This window comes from Roseateles chitinivorans, from assembly GCF_050632235.1.
Lineage (GTDB): Bacteria > Pseudomonadota > Gammaproteobacteria > Burkholderiales > Burkholderiaceae_C > Roseateles > Roseateles chitinivorans_A.
The window spans coordinates 5,337,880-5,355,241 of sequence record NZ_CP192584.1; the positions used below are offsets into that span (position 1 = coordinate 5,337,880).

A 17,362-nucleotide genomic window follows, 5' to 3' on the forward strand; every position below is an offset into this window, starting at 1 on the left:
CAATGACTTAACGCAGGCTCTTAAAGTACCTGAATCCGTGCCATCCGACGCGGCCATGGGCGCCGCGTGCGCTGTCCTGTCAACCTTGGGCGGCGACCCGCTCCGTCTTGCTCTGCAACTTGTTCAGAGCGCTCAAATATGCTTTGGCGGAAGCGACCACGATATCGGGATCTGCCCCCACGCCGTTCACCACGCGCCCCGCATGTTGCAGGCGCACCGTGACTTCGCCTTGCGATTCTGTGCTGCCGCTGGTGATCGCACTGACCGAATACAGCAGCATTTCCGCCCCACTTTGGACCTTGCTCTCGATCGCCTTGAGCACCGCGTCGACCGGACCGTTGCCGTCGCTTTCGGTGCGATGTTCGGTCTCGCCTTCGGCGAAGACCACCTGCGCCTGGGGCCGTTCGCCGGTTTCCGAGCGCTGCGCCAGCGCGACCAGCCGGAAATGCTCCTGGACCTGGGTGACCGATTCGTCCATCACCAGCGCGATGATGTCCTCGTCGAAGATCTCGGACTTGCGGTCGGCCAGGTCCTTGAAACGGACGAAGGCGGCGTTGATCTCGGCCTCCGACTCCAGCACCACGCCCAGTTCCTGCAACCGCTGCTTGAATGCGTTGCGACCCGACAGCTTGCCCAGGACGATCTTGTTGGCGCTCCAGCCGACGTCCTCGGCCCGCATGATCTCGTAGGTGTCGCGCGCCTTCAGCACGCCGTCCTGGTGGATGCCGGAGGCGTGCGCGAAGGCGTTGGCGCCCACCACCGCCTTGTTCGGCTGGATCACGAAACCGGTGGTCTGCGAGACCAGCTTCGACGCCGGAACGATCTGCGACGGGTCCACCCGCACGTCCAGCCCGAAGTAGTCGCGGCGCGTCTTCACCGCCATCACGACCTCTTCCAGCGAGCAGTTGCCGGCGCGCTCGCCCAGGCCGTTGATCGTGCATTCGACCTGGCGGGCGCCCCCGATCTTCACGCCGGCGAGCGAGTTCGCCACTGCCATGCCGAGGTCGTTGTGGCAGTGGACGCTCCAGATCGCCTGGTCGGAGTTCGGCACGCGCTCGCGCAGCGTCTTGATGAACTGGCCGTAGAGCTCCGGGATCGCGTAGCCGACGGTGTCGGGGATGTTGATCGTGCGCGCGCCCTCGCGGATCACCGCCTCGACGACACGGGCGAGGAACTCCGGGTCGGAGCGATAACCGTCCTCGGGCGAGAACTCGATGTCGTCGGTCAGGTTGCGGGCGAAACGCACGGCCTGGGTCGCCTGCTCCAGCACCTGATCGCGGGTCATGCGCAGCTTCTTCTCCATGTGGAGTTCGCTGGTCGCGATGAAGGTGTGGATGCGGGCGCGCGCCGCGCCCTTGAGCGCCTCGGCGGCACGGGCGATGTCGCGGTCGTTCGCGCGGGCCAGCGAGCAGATGGTGCTGTCGCGGATCACGTCGGCGATCGCCTTGACCGCTTCGAAATCGCCCTGGCTCGCCGCCGCGAAGCCGGCCTCGATCACATCCACCTTCAACCGCTCCAGCTGCCGCGCGATGCGCAGCTTCTCGTCCTTGGTCATGGACGCGCCGGGCGATTGTTCACCGTCGCGCAGGGTGGTGTCGAAGATGATCAGGTGGTCGGACATGTCGGGGCTTCCTTGCGGTGGCAGGGTGAGTTTAGGCGGCGATGCGGTCGGCCAGCTTCAGCACGCCGCGCTGCGACGCACGACGCAGGCCGGAGACGATCGCCTTCAGCGACGCCGACGCGATGTTGCCGTCCATGCCGACGCCGAACAGCGTCGCCTCGCCCACCCGCAGTTCCAGATAGGCCACCGCCTGCGCGTCGGCGCCGCTGCCCATCGCGTGCTCGTGGTAGTCCAGCACCCGCACCTGTGTCTTCAGCAGCTTGTTCAGGCCCTCGACGAACGCGTCGATCGGTCCCTTGCCCTGGCCGTCGATCTTGACCATGCGCACGCACAGGTCGGCCTGCGCCTGGACGCGGGTCTGGCCGTCCTCGGCGGTGTCGATCTGCGGATGCAGCGACGGCGCCTGCTTCACGCCGTACTCGCGGTCGAAGATCCGCCACAGGTCGGCCGCGCCCAGCTCCTTGCCGTTCGTGTCCATCACGCCCTGGACGATCTGGCTGAACTCGATCTGCAGGCGACGCGGCAGTTCGATGCCATATTCAGCCTCGAGCAGATACGAGATGCCGCCCTTGCCCGACTGGCTGTTCACGCGGATCACCGCCTCGTAGCTGCGTCCCAGATCCTTCGGGTCGACCGGCAGGTAGGGGATCTCCCAGATGTCGCCTTCCTTGCGCGCGGCGAAGGCCTTCTTGATCGCATCCTGGTGCGACCCCGAGAAGGAGGTGTAGACCAGCTCGCCGACGTACGGGTGGCGCGGATGCACCGGCAACTGGTTGCAGTGCTCCACACAGCGGCGGATCTCGTCGATGTCGGAGAAGTCCAGCTCCGGATGCACGCCCTGCGTGTACAGGTTGAGCGCGACGTTCACCAGGTCCAGGTTGCCGGTGCGCTCGCCATTGCCGAAGAGGCAGCCTTCGAGGCGGTCGGCGCCGGCCATGATCGACAGTTCGGCGGCGGCCGTGCCGGTACCGCGGTCGTTGTGCGGGTGCACCGACAGCACGATGCAGTCGCGTTGTGCGAGGTTGCGGCCCATCCACTCGATCATGTCGGCGAACAGGTTGGGCGTGGAGTGCTCGACCGTCGACGGCAGGTTGATGATGATCTTGCGCTCCGGGGTCGCGCCCCAGGCTTCGGTCACCGCGTCGACGACGCGCTTGGAGAAACTCAACTCGGCGCTGGAGAACATCTCCGGCGAGTACTCGAAGCGGAAGTCCGTCTCCGGCTGCTTCTCGGCGAACTCACGGATCATCTGCGTGTGGGTGACGGCCAGGTCGACGATCTCGTCCTCGCTCATGCCGAGCACGACGCGGCGCATCACCGGCGCGACCGCGTTGTACAGGTGGACGACCGCCCGCTTGGCGCCGACCAGCGACTCGAAGGTGCGCTCGATCAACGGCTGACGCGCCTGCGTCAAGACCTGGATCGTCACGTCGTCGGGGATGTGGCCCTCTTCGATCAGCAGTCGCACGAAGTCGAAATCGGTCTGCGACGCCGACGGGAAACCGACCTCGATCTCCTTGAAGCCGATCTTCACCAGCATCTGGAACATGCGCAGCTTGCGCTCCGGGTCCATCGGCTCGATCAGGGCCTGGTTGCCGTCACGCAGGTCGGTGCTCAGCCACAGCGGCGCCTTCGTGATCTGCACGTCGGGCCAGCGGCGGTCCGGAAGGGCGATGGGGGCAAAGGCGCGGTACTTGGTCTGCGGTTGCTTGAGCATGAGAGCGTTCCTGTGGGTTCAGGGGGCGCAACTCGCAGACTCTCCAGAAACAGGAACGGCCCGTTGCGAGTTGCATTCGGGCCGTTGATCTGGGATGAGCGTCTGGATGGACGGACGTGCGCGATCTAGCGAACCCGAAGGTCACCTAGTAGTAGCAGCGCAATTCGGGCCGGGGACGTCATAGCTGTTGAATATAGGGGTGCGGCGCGGGCAACGTCAACGCCCGTAGGCGAATGACCGTGCCCCGAGCATTCGCTATCGGTGAAGGCCCGCTTCATCGGGCTCGTCGGTCGACATTGCGATCACGCTGGCCGGCTTGCCCTTGGCGCGCCGGACGGCGTAGACGATGTAGCCCGAGATGCCGTACGCGCAGAAGACGCCGAACAGTACCCGCGGCGGATCGATGTTGATGGCCGCGATGGCCAGCATGATCACGACCAGGACGATGAAGGGCACCGAGCGCTTGAAGGTGATGTCCTTGAAGCTGTAGAACGGCGCGTTGGTCACCATCGTCAGGCCCGCGTACAGCGTGAAGCCGAAGGCCAGCCACGCGAGCGCGGGATCGCGGTGGATGTCCTTGTAGCCGGCGCTGTCGAGCGCCCAGATCAGGCTCATCACCAGCGCCGCCGCAGCCGGGCTGGGCACACCTTGGAAGAAGCGCCGGTCCACGACCCCGATGTTCGTGTTGAACCGCGCCAGGCGAAGCGCGGCACCGGCGATGTAGACGAAGGCCGCGAACCAGCCCCACTTGCCCAGTCCCTGCAGTGCCCAGGAATACATGATCAGCGCCGGCGCGGCGCCGAAGGAGACCATGTCGGACAGCGAGTCCATCTGCTCGCCGAAGGTGCTCTGCGTGTTGGTCATGCGCGCGACGCGACCGTCCAGGCTGTCGAGCACCATCGCCGCGAAGATGCCGTAGACGGACTGCTCGAAGCGGCCACCGATGCCCATCACGATCGCGTAGAAGCCGCTGAACAGCGCTGCCAGCGTGAAGAGGTTGGGCAGCAGGTAGATGCCCTTGTGGCGCGGGCGCTGCGGGGCGTCGAGGGCATCCGCCTCGTCCTCGTCGAGCAGGTCCACGCTCTTGTTTTCGGTCGAATTCATGGGGCGCGAGGATAACTCACTGCATCAATGGAAAAGGCCGCGCGGTGCGACCCGCGCGGCCTTCTGGATTGATCTGACGCGATCTGCGTGGATCAGTTCTTGGACTTGTCGACCAGCTTGTTGGCCTTGATCCACGGCATCATCGCGCGCAGCTGTTCGCCGACCTGCTCGATCGGGTGCTCGGCGGTCAGGCGGCGGCGGCTGATCAGCGTCGGGGCGCCGGCCTTGTTCTCCAGGATGAAGGACTTGGCGTACTCGCCGGTCTGGATGTCCTTCAAGCACTGGCGCATCGCGTCCTTGGTCGCGGCGGTCACCACGCGCGGGCCGGTCACGTACTCGCCGTACTCCGCGTTGTTGGAGATCGAGTAGTTCATGTTGGCGATGCCGCCTTCATAGATCAGGTCGACGATCAGCTTGAGCTCGTGCAGGCACTCGAAGTAGGCCATTTCGGGCGCGTAACCGGCTTCGGTCAGCGTCTCGAAGCCCGCCTTGATCAGCTCGACGGCGCCGCCGCACAGCACGGCCTGCTCGCCGAACAGGTCGGTCTCGGTCTCTTCGCGGAACGAGGTCTGGATGATGCCGGCCTTGCCGCCGCCGTTCGCGGCCGCGTAGCTCAGGGCCAGGTCACGCGCCTTGCCGGTCTTGTCGGCGTAGACGGCGATCAGGTGGGGCACGCCGCCGCCCTGCTTGTAGGTGTTGCGCACCGTGTGGCCCGGGGCCTTCGGGGCGACCATCCACACGTCCAGGTCCTCGCGCGGCTGCACCTGGCCGTAGTGGACGTTGAAGCCGTGGGCGAAAGCCAGCGACGCGCCCTGCTTGATGTTGGGCTCGACTTCCTTCTTGTACACGTCGGCGATCTGCTCGTCGGGCAGCAGGATCATGACCACGTCGGCGGCCTTCACCGCGTCGGCGATCTCGGCGACCTTCAGGCCGGCGCCTTCCGCCTTGGCCCAGGACGCGCCCGCGCGGCGCAGACCCACGGTGACCTTCACGCCGCTCTCGTTCAGGTTCTGGGCATGGGCATGGCCTTGTGAGCCATAGCCGATGATGGTGACGTTCTTGCCCTTGATCAGGCTGAGGTCGGCGTCCTTGTCGTAATACACGTTCATGGTGGTCTCTCCGGGGAAAACAGGTCAGGGGGTTGTTCGGGGAAGGATGTTCAGTGGTCGCGGAGCTCAGACGCGCAGGATGCGCTCGCCACGGCCGATGCCGCTGGTGCCGGTGCGCACCGTCTCGAGGATCGCGCTGCGGTCGATCGCGTCGATGAAGGCGTCGAGCTTGCCGGCATCACCGGTCAGCTCGATCGTGTAGGTCTTCTCGGTGACGTCGATGACGTGGCCGCGGAAGATGTCGGCGGTGCGCTTGAGCTCCTCGCGCTCCTTGCCGACGGCGCGCACCTTGATCAGCATGAGTTCGCGCTCGATGTAGCGGCCCTCGGTCAGGTCGACGACCTTGACGACCTCGATCAGCCGGTTCAGGTGCTTGGTGATCTGCTCGATCACGTCGTCGCTGCCGCTGGTCACGATCGTCATCCGGGACAGCGACGGGTCTTCGGTCGGCGCCACGGTCAGGCTCTCGATGTTGTAGCCCCGGGCGGAGAACAGCGCGACGACGCGCGACAGCGCCCCCGGCTCGTTCTCGATGAGCAAAGCAATGATGTGTTTCATGGAATCTCGTCCTTCGCGCTCTTCAGACCGCCGGCGGTAACCGGTCGGCCCTTGGCCACGCTCTTCGATCTAAGGAATCAGGCCGGTTCGCCCCGAGCGCTTCGGGCCGTCCACCGCCGGTCGCGACGCGCGCGGTAACGCGCGTCACGCCGGACGGCTTCGGGCCGTCGACGGTCTCAGAGGTCCTCGGACCCCAGCAGCATCTCGGAGATGCCCTTGCCCGCCTGCACCATCGGCCAGACGTTCTCGGTCGGGTCGGTGCGCACGTCGATGAAGACGGTGCGGTCCTTCAAGCGCATCGCCTCCCGCAGCGCGGGTTCCACGTCCGAGGGCTTCTCCACCAGCAGGCCGACGTGCCCGTAGGCCTCGGCCAGCTTGACGAAGTCGGGAAGCGCATCCATGTAGCTGTGCGAGTAGCGCTTGCCGTAGTCCAGCTCCTGCCACTGCCGCACCATGCCCAGGTAGCGGTTGTTCAGCGAGACCACCTTCACAGGCGTCTTGTACTGCTGGCAGGTGGACAGCTCCTGGATGTTCATCTGGATGCTGCCTTCGCCGGTGATGCAGAACACGTCCGACTCCGGCTTCGCCAGCTTGATGCCCATCGCGTACGGCAGGCCCACGCCCATCGTGCCCAGGCCGCCGGAATTGATCCAGCGACGCGGCTCGTTGAAGCGCAGGAACTGGGCCGCCCACATCTGGTGCTGGCCGACGTCCGAGGTGAAGTAGGCGTCGCGGTCGCGGGTCAGGTTCCACAGCGTCTCGAGGACGTACTGCGGCTTGATGACCTCGCTGGACTGCTTGTAGGCCAGGCAGTCGCGTTTGCGCCAGTCGTTGATCTGGCTCCACCAGGCGTTGATCGCGTCGGCGTCAGGTCTTGCCTGCGCTTCCTTGATCTGCGCGATCAGTTCCTGCAGCACGTCCTTGACGTCGCCGACGATCGGGATGTCCACTCGCACGCGCTTGGAGATCGACGACGGGTCGATGTCGACGTGGATGATCTTGCGATCGACCGACGAGAAGTGCTTCGGGTTGCCGATCACGCGGTCGTCGAAGCGCGCACCGACGGCCAGCAGCACGTCGCAGTGCTGCATCGTCATGTTGGCTTCGTAGGTCCCATGCATGCCGAGCATGCCCAGGAAACGCGGATCGCTGCCGGGCATCGCGCCCAGGCCCATCAGCGTGTTGGTGCAGGGGTAGCCCAGCAGCTCGACCAGCTGGCGCAGTTCCGCCGTGGCCTCGCCCAGGATCACGCCGCCGCCGGTGTAGATGTAGGGCCGCTTGGCCCCCATCAGCAGCTGGACCGCCTTGCGGATCTGACCGCTGTGGCCCTTCTTCACCGGGTTGTAGGAGCGCATCTCGACGCGCTCCGGGTAGTGGAACGCGGTGCGGTTGAGCGACACGTCCTTCGGGATGTCCACCACGACCGGACCGGGGCGGCCGGTGCGCGCGATGTGGAACGCCTTCTTCAGCGTCGTCGCGAGGTCGCGCACGTCCTTGACCAGGAAGTTGTGCTTGACGATCGGGCGCGTGATGCCGACGGTGTCGCATTCCTGGAAGGCGTCGAGGCCGATGGCGGGCGTCGGGACCTGTCCGGTGATGATCACCATCGGGATCGAGTCCATGTACGCCGTCGCGATGCCGGTGATCGCGTTCGTGACGCCGGGACCGGAGGTCACCAGCGCGACGCCGACTTCGCCGGTCGCCCGGGCGTAGCCGTCGGCGGCGTGCACGGCGGCCTGCTCATGACGGACCAGCACGTGCTGGATGGCGTCCTGCTTGTAGAGCGCGTCGTAGATGTAGAGGACGGCGCCGCCTGGATAGCCCCAGAGGAACTTCACGCCTTCGGCCTGAAGACTCTGAACCAGGATTTCGGAGCCATTCAGTTCCTGACCGGAACTGACGGAATGGGGGTGCGGTTGTGAGCGAGCTTCCGTGATCGCTGCACGTTTGATGTCCGCGGCAGACATGTCCATATGTCGAACCTCTGAGTTTTTTCTCTGACGAAAAACCATCGGTGTCTCTCCTCTCGCTCTTGTGAAGCGGACTTGAAACGTCGCGTCAAAAACAGGGGCGCCCCGGTTGGGCGGCCTACTTGAGACAGAAAATGCGGTGTGCGAGCCTTTGATTATGCACGCAAACCCGCAGACGTCCGGAATCGATGGCGGTCTGTAGCGCTGATGCGATAATCCGCGCCGTTTTGCCCGATCGACCGCTCCAGATCCGACTAGATCCGCCCTAGATCCGCCCTTCGACGGCGCCAGCCCTTGGCCACAGACAAAGAACTCAACGACTTTCTCAAGACCGCCGATCGACGCGCCTTCAAGCGCACGGTCTACATGGTTCGAGACGAGGACGCCGCGCTGGACATCGTCCAGGACGCCATGATCCGGTTGGCCGAGAAGTACTTCGACCGTCCGGCGGCGGAGCTGCCGCTGCTGTTCCAGCGCATCCTGTCGAACGCGACCATGGACTGGTTCCGGCGGCAGAAGGTGCGCAACGCGCTGTTCAGCAACCTGTCGGACTTCGAGGGCGCCGATCCCGGCGACGACTTCGACCTGCTGGAATCGCTGGAGACGCGGGAAGGATCCATGGGGGCGCTGTCGGCCGCGGACGAGGTGTCGCGCGTTCAGGTCCTGGCCGCCATCGAACAGGAAGTTGCAGCTTTGCCAGCACGTCAACGGGAAGCCTTCCTGCTGCGTTACTGGGAGGAACTCGACGTCGCCGAAACGGCAGCGGTCATGGGTTGCTCGGAGGGCAGCGTGAAGACACACTGCTCCCGCGCCGTGCATGCGCTGGCCAAAACGCTGAAAGCCAAGGGAATCTCGCTATGAAGAAGAACACGCCAGGAACGCCGCTGCCGCTGGAGGCGGACGCGCGCGTGACCCGTTTCGGCCTTCGGGTGGCCGCGGGACTGACCGAGCAGAGCGAGACCCTGTCCGGCGACATCCAGGAACGGCTGCGCTTCGCGCGTGAGCAGGCGCTCGCCAAGGCCATCGCCGCGCGCGCCGCGGCGCCCGCCCAGACCGCCTCCGACGCCCGCCAGATGGGCGGCGGCACCCTGGCCCTGGGCGGCGGCGACAAGACCCCGCGCTGGAGAAAGGCCGCGACGCTGCTGCCGCTGGCGCTGCTGCTGGGCGGCCTGCTGCTCATCCAGCACAGCCAGTGGTACGAGCAGATCCGCAGCGCGGCCGAACTCGACACCGAGATGCTCTCCAAGCCGCTGCCCCCTGCGGCGTACAGCGATCCGGGCTTCCGCGAGTACCTGAACGAGAACCAGACCGACCCCAACAACCCGAACGGCGCCGCCGACGGCGAGAAGTCCGACGAAGCCAAATCGTCGCAGTGAGGCGGTGCGTGGCCAGCTCCTTCCGACTTCCCCCGCTCGCGGCGGGCCATCCCGGCGTTTTCCCTGATCTTTCCGCCGCGCGCCGCTGGGTGCGTCGCCTGAGTCTGGCCGTCGCCTGTGGCGCGTTCGCGTCCGGCGCCACGACAGCCTCGGCCCAGGATGCCGCCGCGTCCGCGCCGGTCGATGGCGGTGTGAAGACCACCGCGCCGCGCGCCTCGGCGCAGGCGAGATCCGTCGCACCGACCACCCCGTCCGGCACCTTGATCAGCAGCCAGAACTGGGCGTCGCTGAGCGCGTCGCAGAAGGAAGCCCTGGCGCCTCTGTCCAAGGAGTGGGACCAGCTCGACGGTGCCCGCAAGGGAAAGTGGCTGGAAATCGCCGCCCGTTATCCGACGCTGCCAGCCGAACACCAGCAGCGCCTGCGCGAGCGCATGGTCGAGTGGACGCGGATGTCGCCGTCGGAGCGCCAGCGCGCCCGCATCGGCTACCAGCACGCCAACGAGCTCCGTTTGCCCGAACAGGAAACGAAGATGCGCGAGAAGTGGGACGCCTACCAGGCGCTCCCGCCGGAGAAGCGCCAACGCCTGGTGGAGCGTGCCGCCGAGAAGGCGTCTGCCGCCGGCCGTGACGCCGCCCCGGCCCCGACGCGGGCAAAGGCGCCGATCCAGCGCACCCCGCTCACCGCCACGACCGGTCCGACGATCGTCCAGGCCCTGCCCGGCGCGACCACGGTGCTGATGACCCAGCGCGCCGAACCGCCGCTGCCCGGCGCCAGCGCGGCGCCCGGCCGGCCGATCCGCTCGCCACACGACGCGAAGCTCGACCCGGACACGCTGCTGCCCCGACGCGCCCCGGCCAGCCGCTAAACTGGCCGGATGACCTCCGCACCCGTTGCCGGCGACGTCCCTCCGCCGGGCCTGATGCGCCGCCTCGCCGCCTTCATCTATGAAGGCGTCGTCCTGTTCGGCGTCGTCTTCATCGCCGGCTGGCTGTACTCCACCCTCACCCAGCAGCGCAACGCGCTGGTCGGGCAGCACGGCCTGCAGGCCTTCCTGTTCCTGGTGCTGGGCATCTATTTCATCTGGTTCTGGTCGCGTGGCGGCCAGACGGTGGCCATGCGCGCCTGGCACCTGCGCGTCGTCGACACCCACGGCAGACCGCTCACGCAGGCCCGGGCCACGGCGCGCTACCTCGCCGCCTGGCTCTGGTTCCTGCCGGCGCTGGCCAGCGTGCATGCGCTCGGTCTGGACCACAGCACCGGCGCCATCTTCGGCACGATGTTCGCCGGCATCGCCGGCTACCTGCTGCTGGCCCGGCTGCATCCGCAGCGGCAGTTCCTGCACGACGTGATCTGCGGCACCCGCCTGGTCACGCAACTGCCGCCGCCTCGCCCGAAAAAGGCGACCGCGCTGCCGGCCGATTCCTGAATTCCCCGATTTCCGCCGATTCCGACGATGAGCAACCCCCACAAGGGCCGTACCGGCCTGGATCGCATCCTGCACGCCGCCGGCTACTCCTGGGACGGGCTGCGCGCCGCCTACCGCGGTGAAAGCGCCTTCCGCCAGGAGACCTGGCTGACGATCATCGGCATCCCGCTGGCCTTCTGGGTCGGGCGGGACTGGGTGCAGGTCGCGCTGCTCGCGGGCTCGCTGATCCTGGTGCTGATCGTCGAGCTGCTGAACTCGGCGGTCGAAGCGGTCGTCGACCGCGTGTCCTTCGAGCTGCACGACCTCAGCAAGCGCGCCAAGGACATCGCCAGCGCCGCCGTGCTGCTGTCGCTGGTGCTGGCCGGCGGCATCTGGTTGGCCGCCATCTGGCAGCACCTGCGCTGAAGCGACTGCGGGCCGGAAAGACAAAGGGCGGACGCCGACCGGCGCCAGCCCTTCCTTGTTTCTGGACCCGTCGGGTCCGCGCGATCAGACCGCGGCTTCGTCCTGTTCGCCGGTACGGATGCGGATGACCTGCTCCACGGCGGTGACGAAGATCTTGCCGTCGCCGATCTTGCCGGTCTTGGCGGCCTTCAGGATGGCGTCGATGGAGCGCTCCACCTCGTCGTCCTTCACGACGACCTCGACCTTCACCTTCGGCAGGAAGTCGACGACGTACTCGGCGCCGCGATACAGCTCGGTGTGGCCCTTCTGGCGGCCGAAGCCCTTCACTTCCGTGACGGTCAGGCCGGAGGCGCCGACCTCGGCCAGGGCTTCGCGGACTTCGTCGAGCTTGAACGGTTTGATGATGGCGGTGATCTGTTTCATCACGGGGCTCCGAAAGGGGGATTGGCGGGCAAGACTGGCTGTGATTTAAGCACGGATCGTTTCAAGTGGACGCCCGCCATCGGTGAAGGGAGTCATCGCCCGATCCATCGCGGCCCGTTCCATCGAGTCCGCGCATCGTGTCAGCCCGCCCGATCAATCCGGAATGCGGTCGAGCTCGGCGAGCCACACGGCAGGCTCGGAATCGCTGGGCGCGCGCCAGTCGCCGCGCGGCGAGAGCGATCCGCCGCTCCCCACCTTCGGCCCGTTGGGCACGCAGCTGCGCTTGAACTGGCTGCCGCGGAAGAAACGGCTCACGAAGATCCGCAGCACGCGCTTGATCTCGGCGAGCGGGTATTCGTTGCGATGGACGTGTTCGCCGTCGGGCCAGTCGCCGCGCGCCTTGTCGCCCCAGGCGTGGCGCGCGAGGAACGCGATCTTGGCCGGCGAGTAGCCATGGCGGATCGTGTAGAAGAGGTTGAAGTCCTGCAGCTCGTAGCGTCCGATCTTGTCTTCGGTGCTTTGAAGGCCCGAGCCTTCCACGCGCGCGTCCTGCGGCACGAGCTCGGGACTGATCTCCGTGTTCAGGATGTCGAACAGCACCTCCTGCCCCGCGTGACCGAGCTGCGCCGTCTCCGCGACCCAGCGCACCAGGTACTGGATCAGCGTCTTGGGCACCGATGCATTCACGTTGTAGTGCGACATGTGGTCGCCGACGCCGTAGGTGCACCAGCCGAGCGCGAGCTCGCTCAGGTCGCCCGTGCCGAGCACCAGCGCGCCGGTGTGGTTGGCCAGACGGAACAGGTGGCTGGTGCGCTCGCCGGCCTGGACGTTCTCGAAGGTCACGTCGTAGACGGGCTCGCCCGCGGCATACGGATGCCCGAGGTCCTTGAGCATCTGCTCGCAGCTCGGGCGGATGTCGATCTCGCGGGCCTCGCAGCCGATCTCACGCATCAGGCGCAAGGCCTGGTCGCGCGTGCGGGTGCCCGTGGCAAAACCTGGCATCGTGACGCCGAGGATGTTCGTCCGCGGCCATCCCATCTGGTCCATCGCCCGCGCGGCGACCAGCAGCGCATGCGTCGAGTCCAGCCCGCCCGAGATGCCCAGCACCAGCTTGTGGATACCGCTGGACACCAGCCGCTGCACCAGCGCCTGCACCTGGATCTGGAAGACCTCGTTGCAGCGTTCATCGCGGCGCTGGCGGTCCGAGGGCACGTACGGGAAGCGCTCGATTCGGCGCCGCAGCGGCAGCGCCTGGGCGCGATCGACGCCCAGTTCGAACTCGACCGTGCGGAAGGTCTTCAGCAACGGTGCGTGATGCCGCACCGAATCGCCGAAGCTCGTCTGCCGCATCCGCTCGCGCGACAGGCGCTCGAGGTCCACGTCGGCCGACACGAGCTGCGAGCGGCGCTGGAATCGCTCGCTCTCCGCGAGGAAGCTGCCATTCTCGTAGACCAGCGCCTGACCGTCCCAGGCCAGGTCGGTGCTGGACTCGCCGGCGCCGGCGGAGGTGTAGACATAGGCTGCCAGGCAGCGCGCCGACTGCTGGCCGACGAGCTGATGGCGGTAGCCCGACTTGCCGACCGTGATGTTGGACGCCGACAGGTTCACGAGCACGGTCGCGCCGGCCAGCGCGGCGTAGGACGACGGCGGGATGGGCGTCCACACGTCTTCGCAGATCTCGACGTGCAGCCGGAGCAGCGGCTGGTCGATCGCCGCGATCACGAGCCGCGTGCCGAAGGCCACGCGCTGGCCCAGCAGCGTGATCTCCTCGGAGATCGCCTCGTCGGCGGCGTTGAACTGGCGGGCCTCGTAGAACTCGCCGTAGTTGGGCAGGTAGGTCTTGGGCAGGACCGCAAGCAGCCGGCCGCGCTGGAACACGACGGCGCAATTGAACAGCCGGTGCTCGATGCGCAGCGGTAGACCGACGATCGCGACGGTAGGCAGGTCCCGCGACACCGTCAGCAGGTGCGCCAGCGCCGCCTCGCAGCCGTCCAGCAGCGGGCGCTGATGGAAGAGGTCGTCGCTCGTGTACGCGGCCAGGCCGAGCTCGGGGAACGCCGCGACTGCGGCGCCGTCCGCGGCGGCCTCGCGCAGCAGCTGCGCGGTCTGCTCGCCGTTGAAGGCCGGATCGGCCACGCGGCACAGCGGGATGCCGACGGCGATGCGGGCGAAGTCGTGGGCGTAGAGGTTGTCGAAGGACACGCCGGCCGGACCGGAGGTCGCAGAGCCACTCAGGGAGGAAGTCGTCGTCGCTTGCATGGGGAGCATCCTGCCATCAAAGCGAAGGGTTTGAGCTTGCGCCTAAGATTTGCCGCGCATGACTGCCCCGCCCTCGCCTTCCCCCTCCGCCGACGCGCTTGAACACGACGTCGCCCAGCCGCTGATCCGCGTCGACGACGATCCCGCCGCGCTGCCCCGCGATCAATGGAACGCGCTGCTCGCCGCTTCGCCGCTGCCGTCCCCGTTCATGAAGCTCGAGTACCTGACGGCGATGCACGCGTCGGGCTCGGCCGTTCCGAAGAAAGGCTGGCAGGCGCAGTTCCTCAGCGTGTGGGACGGCGACCAACTGATCGCCGCCTGCCCGGCCTACCTCAAAGGACATTCCTACGGCGAATACGTGTTCGACTGGGCCTGGGCCGATGCCTACCAGCGGCACGGGCTGGCGTACTACCCCAAGCTGCTGGTCGCCGTGCCGTTCACGCCGGTGCCCGGCAGCCGCCTGCTGGCGAGGGACGACGCCGCGCGCGAATGGCTGGTGAAGGCGTTGCGGGCGCTGACGGCGCGCTCGGAGCTCTCCTCGGTCCACGTGCTGTTCGGCGACGACCAGGACCAGCGCGCGCTCACCGGCGACGACTGGCTCGCACGGCAGCAGGTGCAGTTCCACTGGACCGGCGACGGCGTGCCGCGCAGGTTCGCCGACTACCTCGCGACGCTGCAGCGCGAGAAGCGCAAGAAGATCCAGCAGGAGCAGCGCAAGGTCGTCGAGGCCGGCATCCGCTTCGAGCCGCTGCGTGGCGCGGCGATCACCGCCGAGGACTGGGACTTCTTCTACGAGTGCTACACGCTGACCTACCTGGCGCATCGCAACAAGCCGTACCTGACGCGCGACTTCTTCGCGCGGATGGCAGCGGACATGGCTGAGCACTGGCTGATGTTCGTGGCGCGGGATGCCGCGGGCGAACGCGTGGCCGCGTCACTGGTGGCGATCGACGAATCGCAGCGCGCGGCCTACGGGCGCTACTGGGGCTCGACGCGCTACATCCCCAACCTGCATTTCGATGCGTGCTATTACCAGCCGCTGACCTGGTGCCTGGAGAACAGCTGGCGCCGCTTCGAAGGCGGCGCGCAGGGGGAACACAAGATGGCCCGAGGGCTGATGCCGGTCGCCACGCACTCGGCGCACTGGCTCGCGCATCCGCAATTCCGCGAGGCCGTCGCCGACTTCCTGACCCAGGAGGGCGAGGCGATGAACGAGTACATCGACGAACTGGAACAGCATCAGCCGTTCAAAAGCGACAAGCCCGTCGCTTGACGGGCTTGTCGGGCTTGTCGGGCATTCGGCGCAGGACGCGCTCGTCGGCGAACGAATCGGGCGCGGAGGCCCGATGGCTCAACCGGTCGTCGACGTCACCAGGCGAGGCTGCGTGCGCACCGCCTCGCCGGCATGCTCGCGGAAGAGCTTGGCCAGCTTCGTCGCCGCGTCGTCGATGTCGTGCCGCGCCAGCACGCGCACGCGCGCCGCTTCGCCCATGCGCTGGAGTTCGGCATCGTCGAGCTGCAGGCAGTCGATCATGGCCTGCGCCAGCGGTTGAGGATCACCAGCCGGCACCAGCCAGCCGTTCTCGGGGCGGACCAGTTCCGGGATCGCCGCGATCGCGGTGCTGATGACCGGACGGCTCAAGGCCATCGACTCCATCACCACCACCGGCAGGCCTTCCGCGAAGCTCGACACCACCAGCGCCCGCGACGCGAGCATCTCCTCGCGGACCTGGTCGCTGCTGATCCAGCCGGTGATGCGCACGCGGTCGCGCAGACGCAGCGCGTCGATGCGCGCCTCGACCGGCTCACGCAGTTCGCCGTCGCCGGCGAGCACCAGTTCGAAGTCGATGCCCTTGGCCGCCACCAGCGCGGCCGCTTCCAGCATCAACAGGTGACCCTTCTGTTCGCACAGCCGGCCGACGGCCAGCAGTCGACGTCCGCTCGCGGGCGCGGCGGCCGTTTCATGGAACGCGGGCTCGACACCGCAAGGCACGATCGGCACCTTGGACCAGTGCGAGTGGTCCACCCAGCGGTAGATCTGGCTGCGGCAGAACGACGAGATCGCCACGACGAAACGCGAGCGGCGGATCTTCTCGCCCAGATGCAGCATCTCGGGCCGGTCGAACTCCTCGGAGCCGTGGCAGGTGAAGCTGTAGCCTGGACCGCCCAGCGCCTCGATCAACGCGGCCACCTCGGTCGCATTGGTCCCGAAGTGCGCGTGCACGTGGTTCACGCCTTCGGCGCGCAACAGCGGCACGGCCAGGCAGGCCTCCGCCAGGTAAATGAAGTGCACGGGCAGCGGCCGGTCGGCGCGACGGCCGAGCTTGACCGTCAGGGCCAGCGCGGACAGGAACTTCGCCGGCGAGCTCAGCGCCTGGCGCGCCATCGCCTTCAGCAGCGGACCGACGCCACCGCGCAGCAGGTAATGGGTGCGGGACTTCTCGTCCTGATCGGTGGGGTCCGGCGCGGCATCGTCCCAGCCCCGGACCGCCAGCCGCATCACGGGCACGCCCTGCTGCTCCAGCGCCAGGATCTCCCGGCGGATGAAGGTGTGGCTGACCTTGGGATAGTGATTGAGCAGGTAGGCGACTTTCACGTGACGAGACTTCCGTGTGGTGAGGCCGCCATTTTGGTGCCGCACGCACCAGTACACAACGTCAATCCCCAAAGCGGGGACATCTCAGTTGTAACGCACCGTCATGGCATTGTGTTTGCCAAGCGGACATTCTTGCGGTCAGAAACGAAAAAGGCGCCCCAAGGGGCGCTTTTCGTCCGGCGGCGAGCCTACTTCAGGCCCGTTCAGGCCGGGGTCCCGGCCTGATGATCAGGCCTTCGCGGCCTGCTCGGCCTTGGCGTAGTTGGCCATGCCGTCGGTGATTTCCTTCTTGGCGGCTTCCGGGCCTTCCCAGCCCTTGACCTTCACCCACTTGCCGGCTTCGAGGTCCTTGTAGTGCTCGAAGAAATGCTGGATCGCCTTCAGGCGCATCTGGTTGATGTCCTCGGGCTTGGTCCAGTGCTCGTAGATCGGCAGGATCTTGGTGGTCGGCACGGCCAGCAGCTTGGCGTCGCCGCCGGCTTCGTCGTCCATCTGCAGCACGCCGATGGCGCGGCAGGTCACCACCACGCCCGGGGTCAGCGGGAACGGCGTGATCACCAGCACGTCGACCGGATCGCCGTCGTCGGCCAGCGTCTGCGGCACGTAGCCGTAGTTGCACGGGTAGTGCATCGCCGTCGTCATGAAGCGGTCGACGAACAGCGCGCCGCTTTCCTTGTCGACCTCGTACTTGATCGGGTCGGCGTTCATCGGGATCTCGATGACGACGTTGAACTGCTCGGGCGCCTTCGCGCCGGGGGTGACTTTGTGCAGGCTCATGGTGGTGGACAGCGGTGAAT

General features: G+C 67.0%; 16 protein-coding genes. 6 read left to right on the top strand and 10 right to left on the bottom strand.

What is annotated here, in order from left to right; all coding sequences use genetic code 11:
• Window positions 1-79 precede the first annotated feature (79 nt).
• The 6 genes from ACQ859_RS24310 to ACQ859_RS24335 all read right to left on the bottom strand — a co-directional run bounded on the left by ACQ859_RS24310 (window position 80) and on the right by ACQ859_RS24335 (window position 8,082).
• A complete protein-coding gene (locus ACQ859_RS24310) occupies window positions 80-1,621 on the bottom strand; it encodes a 2-isopropylmalate synthase (protein ID WP_431263128.1) in 1,542 nt (513 codons plus the stop codon).
• Window positions 1,622-1,652: 31 nt separating this feature from the next.
• Window positions 1,653-3,338 (bottom strand): 2-isopropylmalate synthase, encoded by a 1,686-nt coding sequence (gene leuA, locus ACQ859_RS24315; protein ID WP_431263129.1) that lies wholly within the window; start codon window positions 3,336-3,338, stop codon window positions 1,653-1,655.
• Between the two features lie 255 nt (window positions 3,339-3,593).
• Window positions 3,594-4,442, bottom strand: coding sequence for a CDP-diacylglycerol--serine O-phosphatidyltransferase (gene pssA, locus ACQ859_RS24320; protein ID WP_431263130.1), 849 nt, complete (start codon window positions 4,440-4,442; stop codon window positions 3,594-3,596).
• Window positions 4,443-4,534: 92 nt separating this feature from the next.
• The gene (gene ilvC / locus ACQ859_RS24325) at window positions 4,535-5,551 is read right to left on the bottom strand and encodes a ketol-acid reductoisomerase (RefSeq protein ID WP_331614336.1); all 1,017 of its coding nucleotides are present in this window, start codon (window positions 5,549-5,551) and stop codon (window positions 4,535-4,537) included.
• Window positions 5,552-5,617: 66 nt separating this feature from the next.
• Entirely contained in the window at window positions 5,618-6,109 is a 492-nt protein-coding gene (gene ilvN, locus ACQ859_RS24330) for an acetolactate synthase small subunit (RefSeq protein WP_431261263.1), read from the bottom strand.
• Between the two features lie 176 nt (window positions 6,110-6,285).
• Entirely contained in the window at window positions 6,286-8,082 is a 1,797-nt protein-coding gene (locus tag ACQ859_RS24335) for an acetolactate synthase 3 catalytic subunit (protein WP_431263131.1), read from the bottom strand.
• Window positions 8,083-8,373: 291 nt separating this feature from the next.
• Here ACQ859_RS24335 and ACQ859_RS24340 point away from each other — a divergent pair, with 291 nt between their 5' ends.
• From ACQ859_RS24340 to ACQ859_RS24360, 5 genes are all read left to right on the top strand, one after another.
• Window positions 8,374-8,940, top strand: coding sequence for an RNA polymerase sigma factor (locus ACQ859_RS24340; RefSeq protein WP_067275679.1), 567 nt, complete (start codon window positions 8,374-8,376; stop codon window positions 8,938-8,940).
• Window positions 8,937-9,455 (top strand): DUF3619 family protein, encoded by a 519-nt coding sequence (locus ACQ859_RS24345; protein ID WP_431263132.1) that lies wholly within the window; start codon window positions 8,937-8,939, stop codon window positions 9,453-9,455. Before ACQ859_RS24340 ends, ACQ859_RS24345 begins: the two co-directional genes overlap by 4 nt.
• Window positions 9,456-9,544: 89 nt before the next feature.
• Window positions 9,545-10,321, top strand: coding sequence for a DUF3106 domain-containing protein (locus ACQ859_RS24350; RefSeq protein WP_431263133.1), 777 nt, complete (start codon window positions 9,545-9,547; stop codon window positions 10,319-10,321).
• Between the two features lie 9 nt (window positions 10,322-10,330).
• Window positions 10,331-10,882, top strand: coding sequence for an RDD family protein (locus ACQ859_RS24355; RefSeq protein ID WP_431263134.1), 552 nt, complete (start codon window positions 10,331-10,333; stop codon window positions 10,880-10,882).
• A 27-nt stretch (window positions 10,883-10,909) separates the two neighbouring features.
• On the top strand, window positions 10,910-11,287 hold the full coding sequence (locus tag ACQ859_RS24360) for a diacylglycerol kinase (protein ID WP_088403538.1): 378 nt from the start codon (window positions 10,910-10,912) through the stop codon (window positions 11,285-11,287).
• Window positions 11,288-11,371: 84 nt separating this feature from the next.
• Here ACQ859_RS24360 and ACQ859_RS24365 read toward each other — a convergent pair whose 3' ends face one another.
• Together ACQ859_RS24365 and ACQ859_RS24370 are read right to left on the bottom strand one after the other, a co-directional pair.
• Window positions 11,372-11,710 carry a P-II family nitrogen regulator gene (locus tag ACQ859_RS24365; RefSeq protein WP_067275693.1) on the bottom strand — a complete coding sequence of 113 codons (339 nt, stop codon included), beginning with the start codon at window positions 11,708-11,710 and terminating at the stop codon, window positions 11,372-11,374.
• A 153-nt stretch (window positions 11,711-11,863) separates the two neighbouring features.
• Window positions 11,864-13,969, bottom strand: coding sequence for an NAD(+) synthase (locus tag ACQ859_RS24370; RefSeq protein ID WP_431263135.1), 2,106 nt, complete (start codon window positions 13,967-13,969; stop codon window positions 11,864-11,866).
• Window positions 13,970-14,027: 58 nt separating this feature from the next.
• Between ACQ859_RS24370 and ACQ859_RS24375 the strand changes: the two genes are divergently transcribed.
• Window positions 14,028-15,242 carry a GNAT family N-acetyltransferase gene (locus tag ACQ859_RS24375; protein ID WP_431263136.1) on the top strand — a complete coding sequence of 405 codons (1,215 nt, stop codon included), beginning with the start codon at window positions 14,028-14,030 and terminating at the stop codon, window positions 15,240-15,242.
• A gap of 78 nt (window positions 15,243-15,320) precedes the next feature.
• Here ACQ859_RS24375 and ACQ859_RS24380 read toward each other — a convergent pair whose 3' ends face one another.
• Both ACQ859_RS24380 and ppa read right to left on the bottom strand, forming a co-directional pair.
• On the bottom strand, window positions 15,321-16,565 hold the full coding sequence (locus ACQ859_RS24380; RefSeq protein WP_431263137.1) for a glycosyltransferase: 1,245 nt from the start codon (window positions 16,563-16,565) through the stop codon (window positions 15,321-15,323).
• Window positions 16,566-16,793: 228 nt separating this feature from the next.
• Window positions 16,794-17,342 carry an inorganic diphosphatase gene (gene ppa, locus ACQ859_RS24385; RefSeq protein ID WP_067275699.1) on the bottom strand — a complete coding sequence of 183 codons (549 nt, stop codon included), beginning with the start codon at window positions 17,340-17,342 and terminating at the stop codon, window positions 16,794-16,796.
• Window positions 17,343-17,362: the final 20 nt, after the last annotated feature.

Bases quoted from the DNA above. Each gene is read 5' to 3' on its own strand.
- ACQ859_RS24360 (WP_088403538.1), top strand. From the start codon at position 10,910: ATGAGCAACCCCCACAAGGGCCGTACCGGCCTGGATCGCATCCTGCAC.
- ACQ859_RS24345 (WP_431263132.1), top strand. From the start codon at position 8,937: ATGAAGAAGAACACGCCAGGAACGCCGCTGCCGCTGGAGGCGGACGCG.
- pssA (WP_431263130.1), bottom strand. From the start codon at position 4,442: ATGAATTCGACCGAAAACAAGAGCGTGGACCTGCTCGACGAGGACGAG.
- ACQ859_RS24310 (WP_431263128.1), bottom strand. From the start codon at position 1,621: ATGTCCGACCACCTGATCATCTTCGACACCACCCTGCGCGACGGTGAA.
- ppa (WP_067275699.1), bottom strand. From the start codon at position 17,342: ATGAGCCTGCACAAAGTCACCCCCGGCGCGAAGGCGCCCGAGCAGTTC.
- ACQ859_RS24365 (WP_067275693.1), bottom strand. From the start codon at position 11,710: ATGAAACAGATCACCGCCATCATCAAACCGTTCAAGCTCGACGAAGTC.
- leuA (WP_431263129.1), bottom strand. From the start codon at position 3,338: ATGCTCAAGCAACCGCAGACCAAGTACCGCGCCTTTGCCCCCATCGCC.
- ilvC (WP_331614336.1), bottom strand. From the start codon at position 5,551: ATGAACGTGTATTACGACAAGGACGCCGACCTCAGCCTGATCAAGGGC.
- ACQ859_RS24335 (WP_431263131.1), bottom strand. From the start codon at position 8,082: ATGGACATGTCTGCCGCGGACATCAAACGTGCAGCGATCACGGAAGCT.
- ACQ859_RS24375 (WP_431263136.1), top strand. From the start codon at position 14,028: ATGACTGCCCCGCCCTCGCCTTCCCCCTCCGCCGACGCGCTTGAACAC.
- ACQ859_RS24355 (WP_431263134.1), top strand. From the start codon at position 10,331: ATGACCTCCGCACCCGTTGCCGGCGACGTCCCTCCGCCGGGCCTGATG.
- ACQ859_RS24370 (WP_431263135.1), bottom strand. From the start codon at position 13,969: ATGCAAGCGACGACGACTTCCTCCCTGAGTGGCTCTGCGACCTCCGGT.
- ilvN (WP_431261263.1), bottom strand. From the start codon at position 6,109: ATGAAACACATCATTGCTTTGCTCATCGAGAACGAGCCGGGGGCGCTG.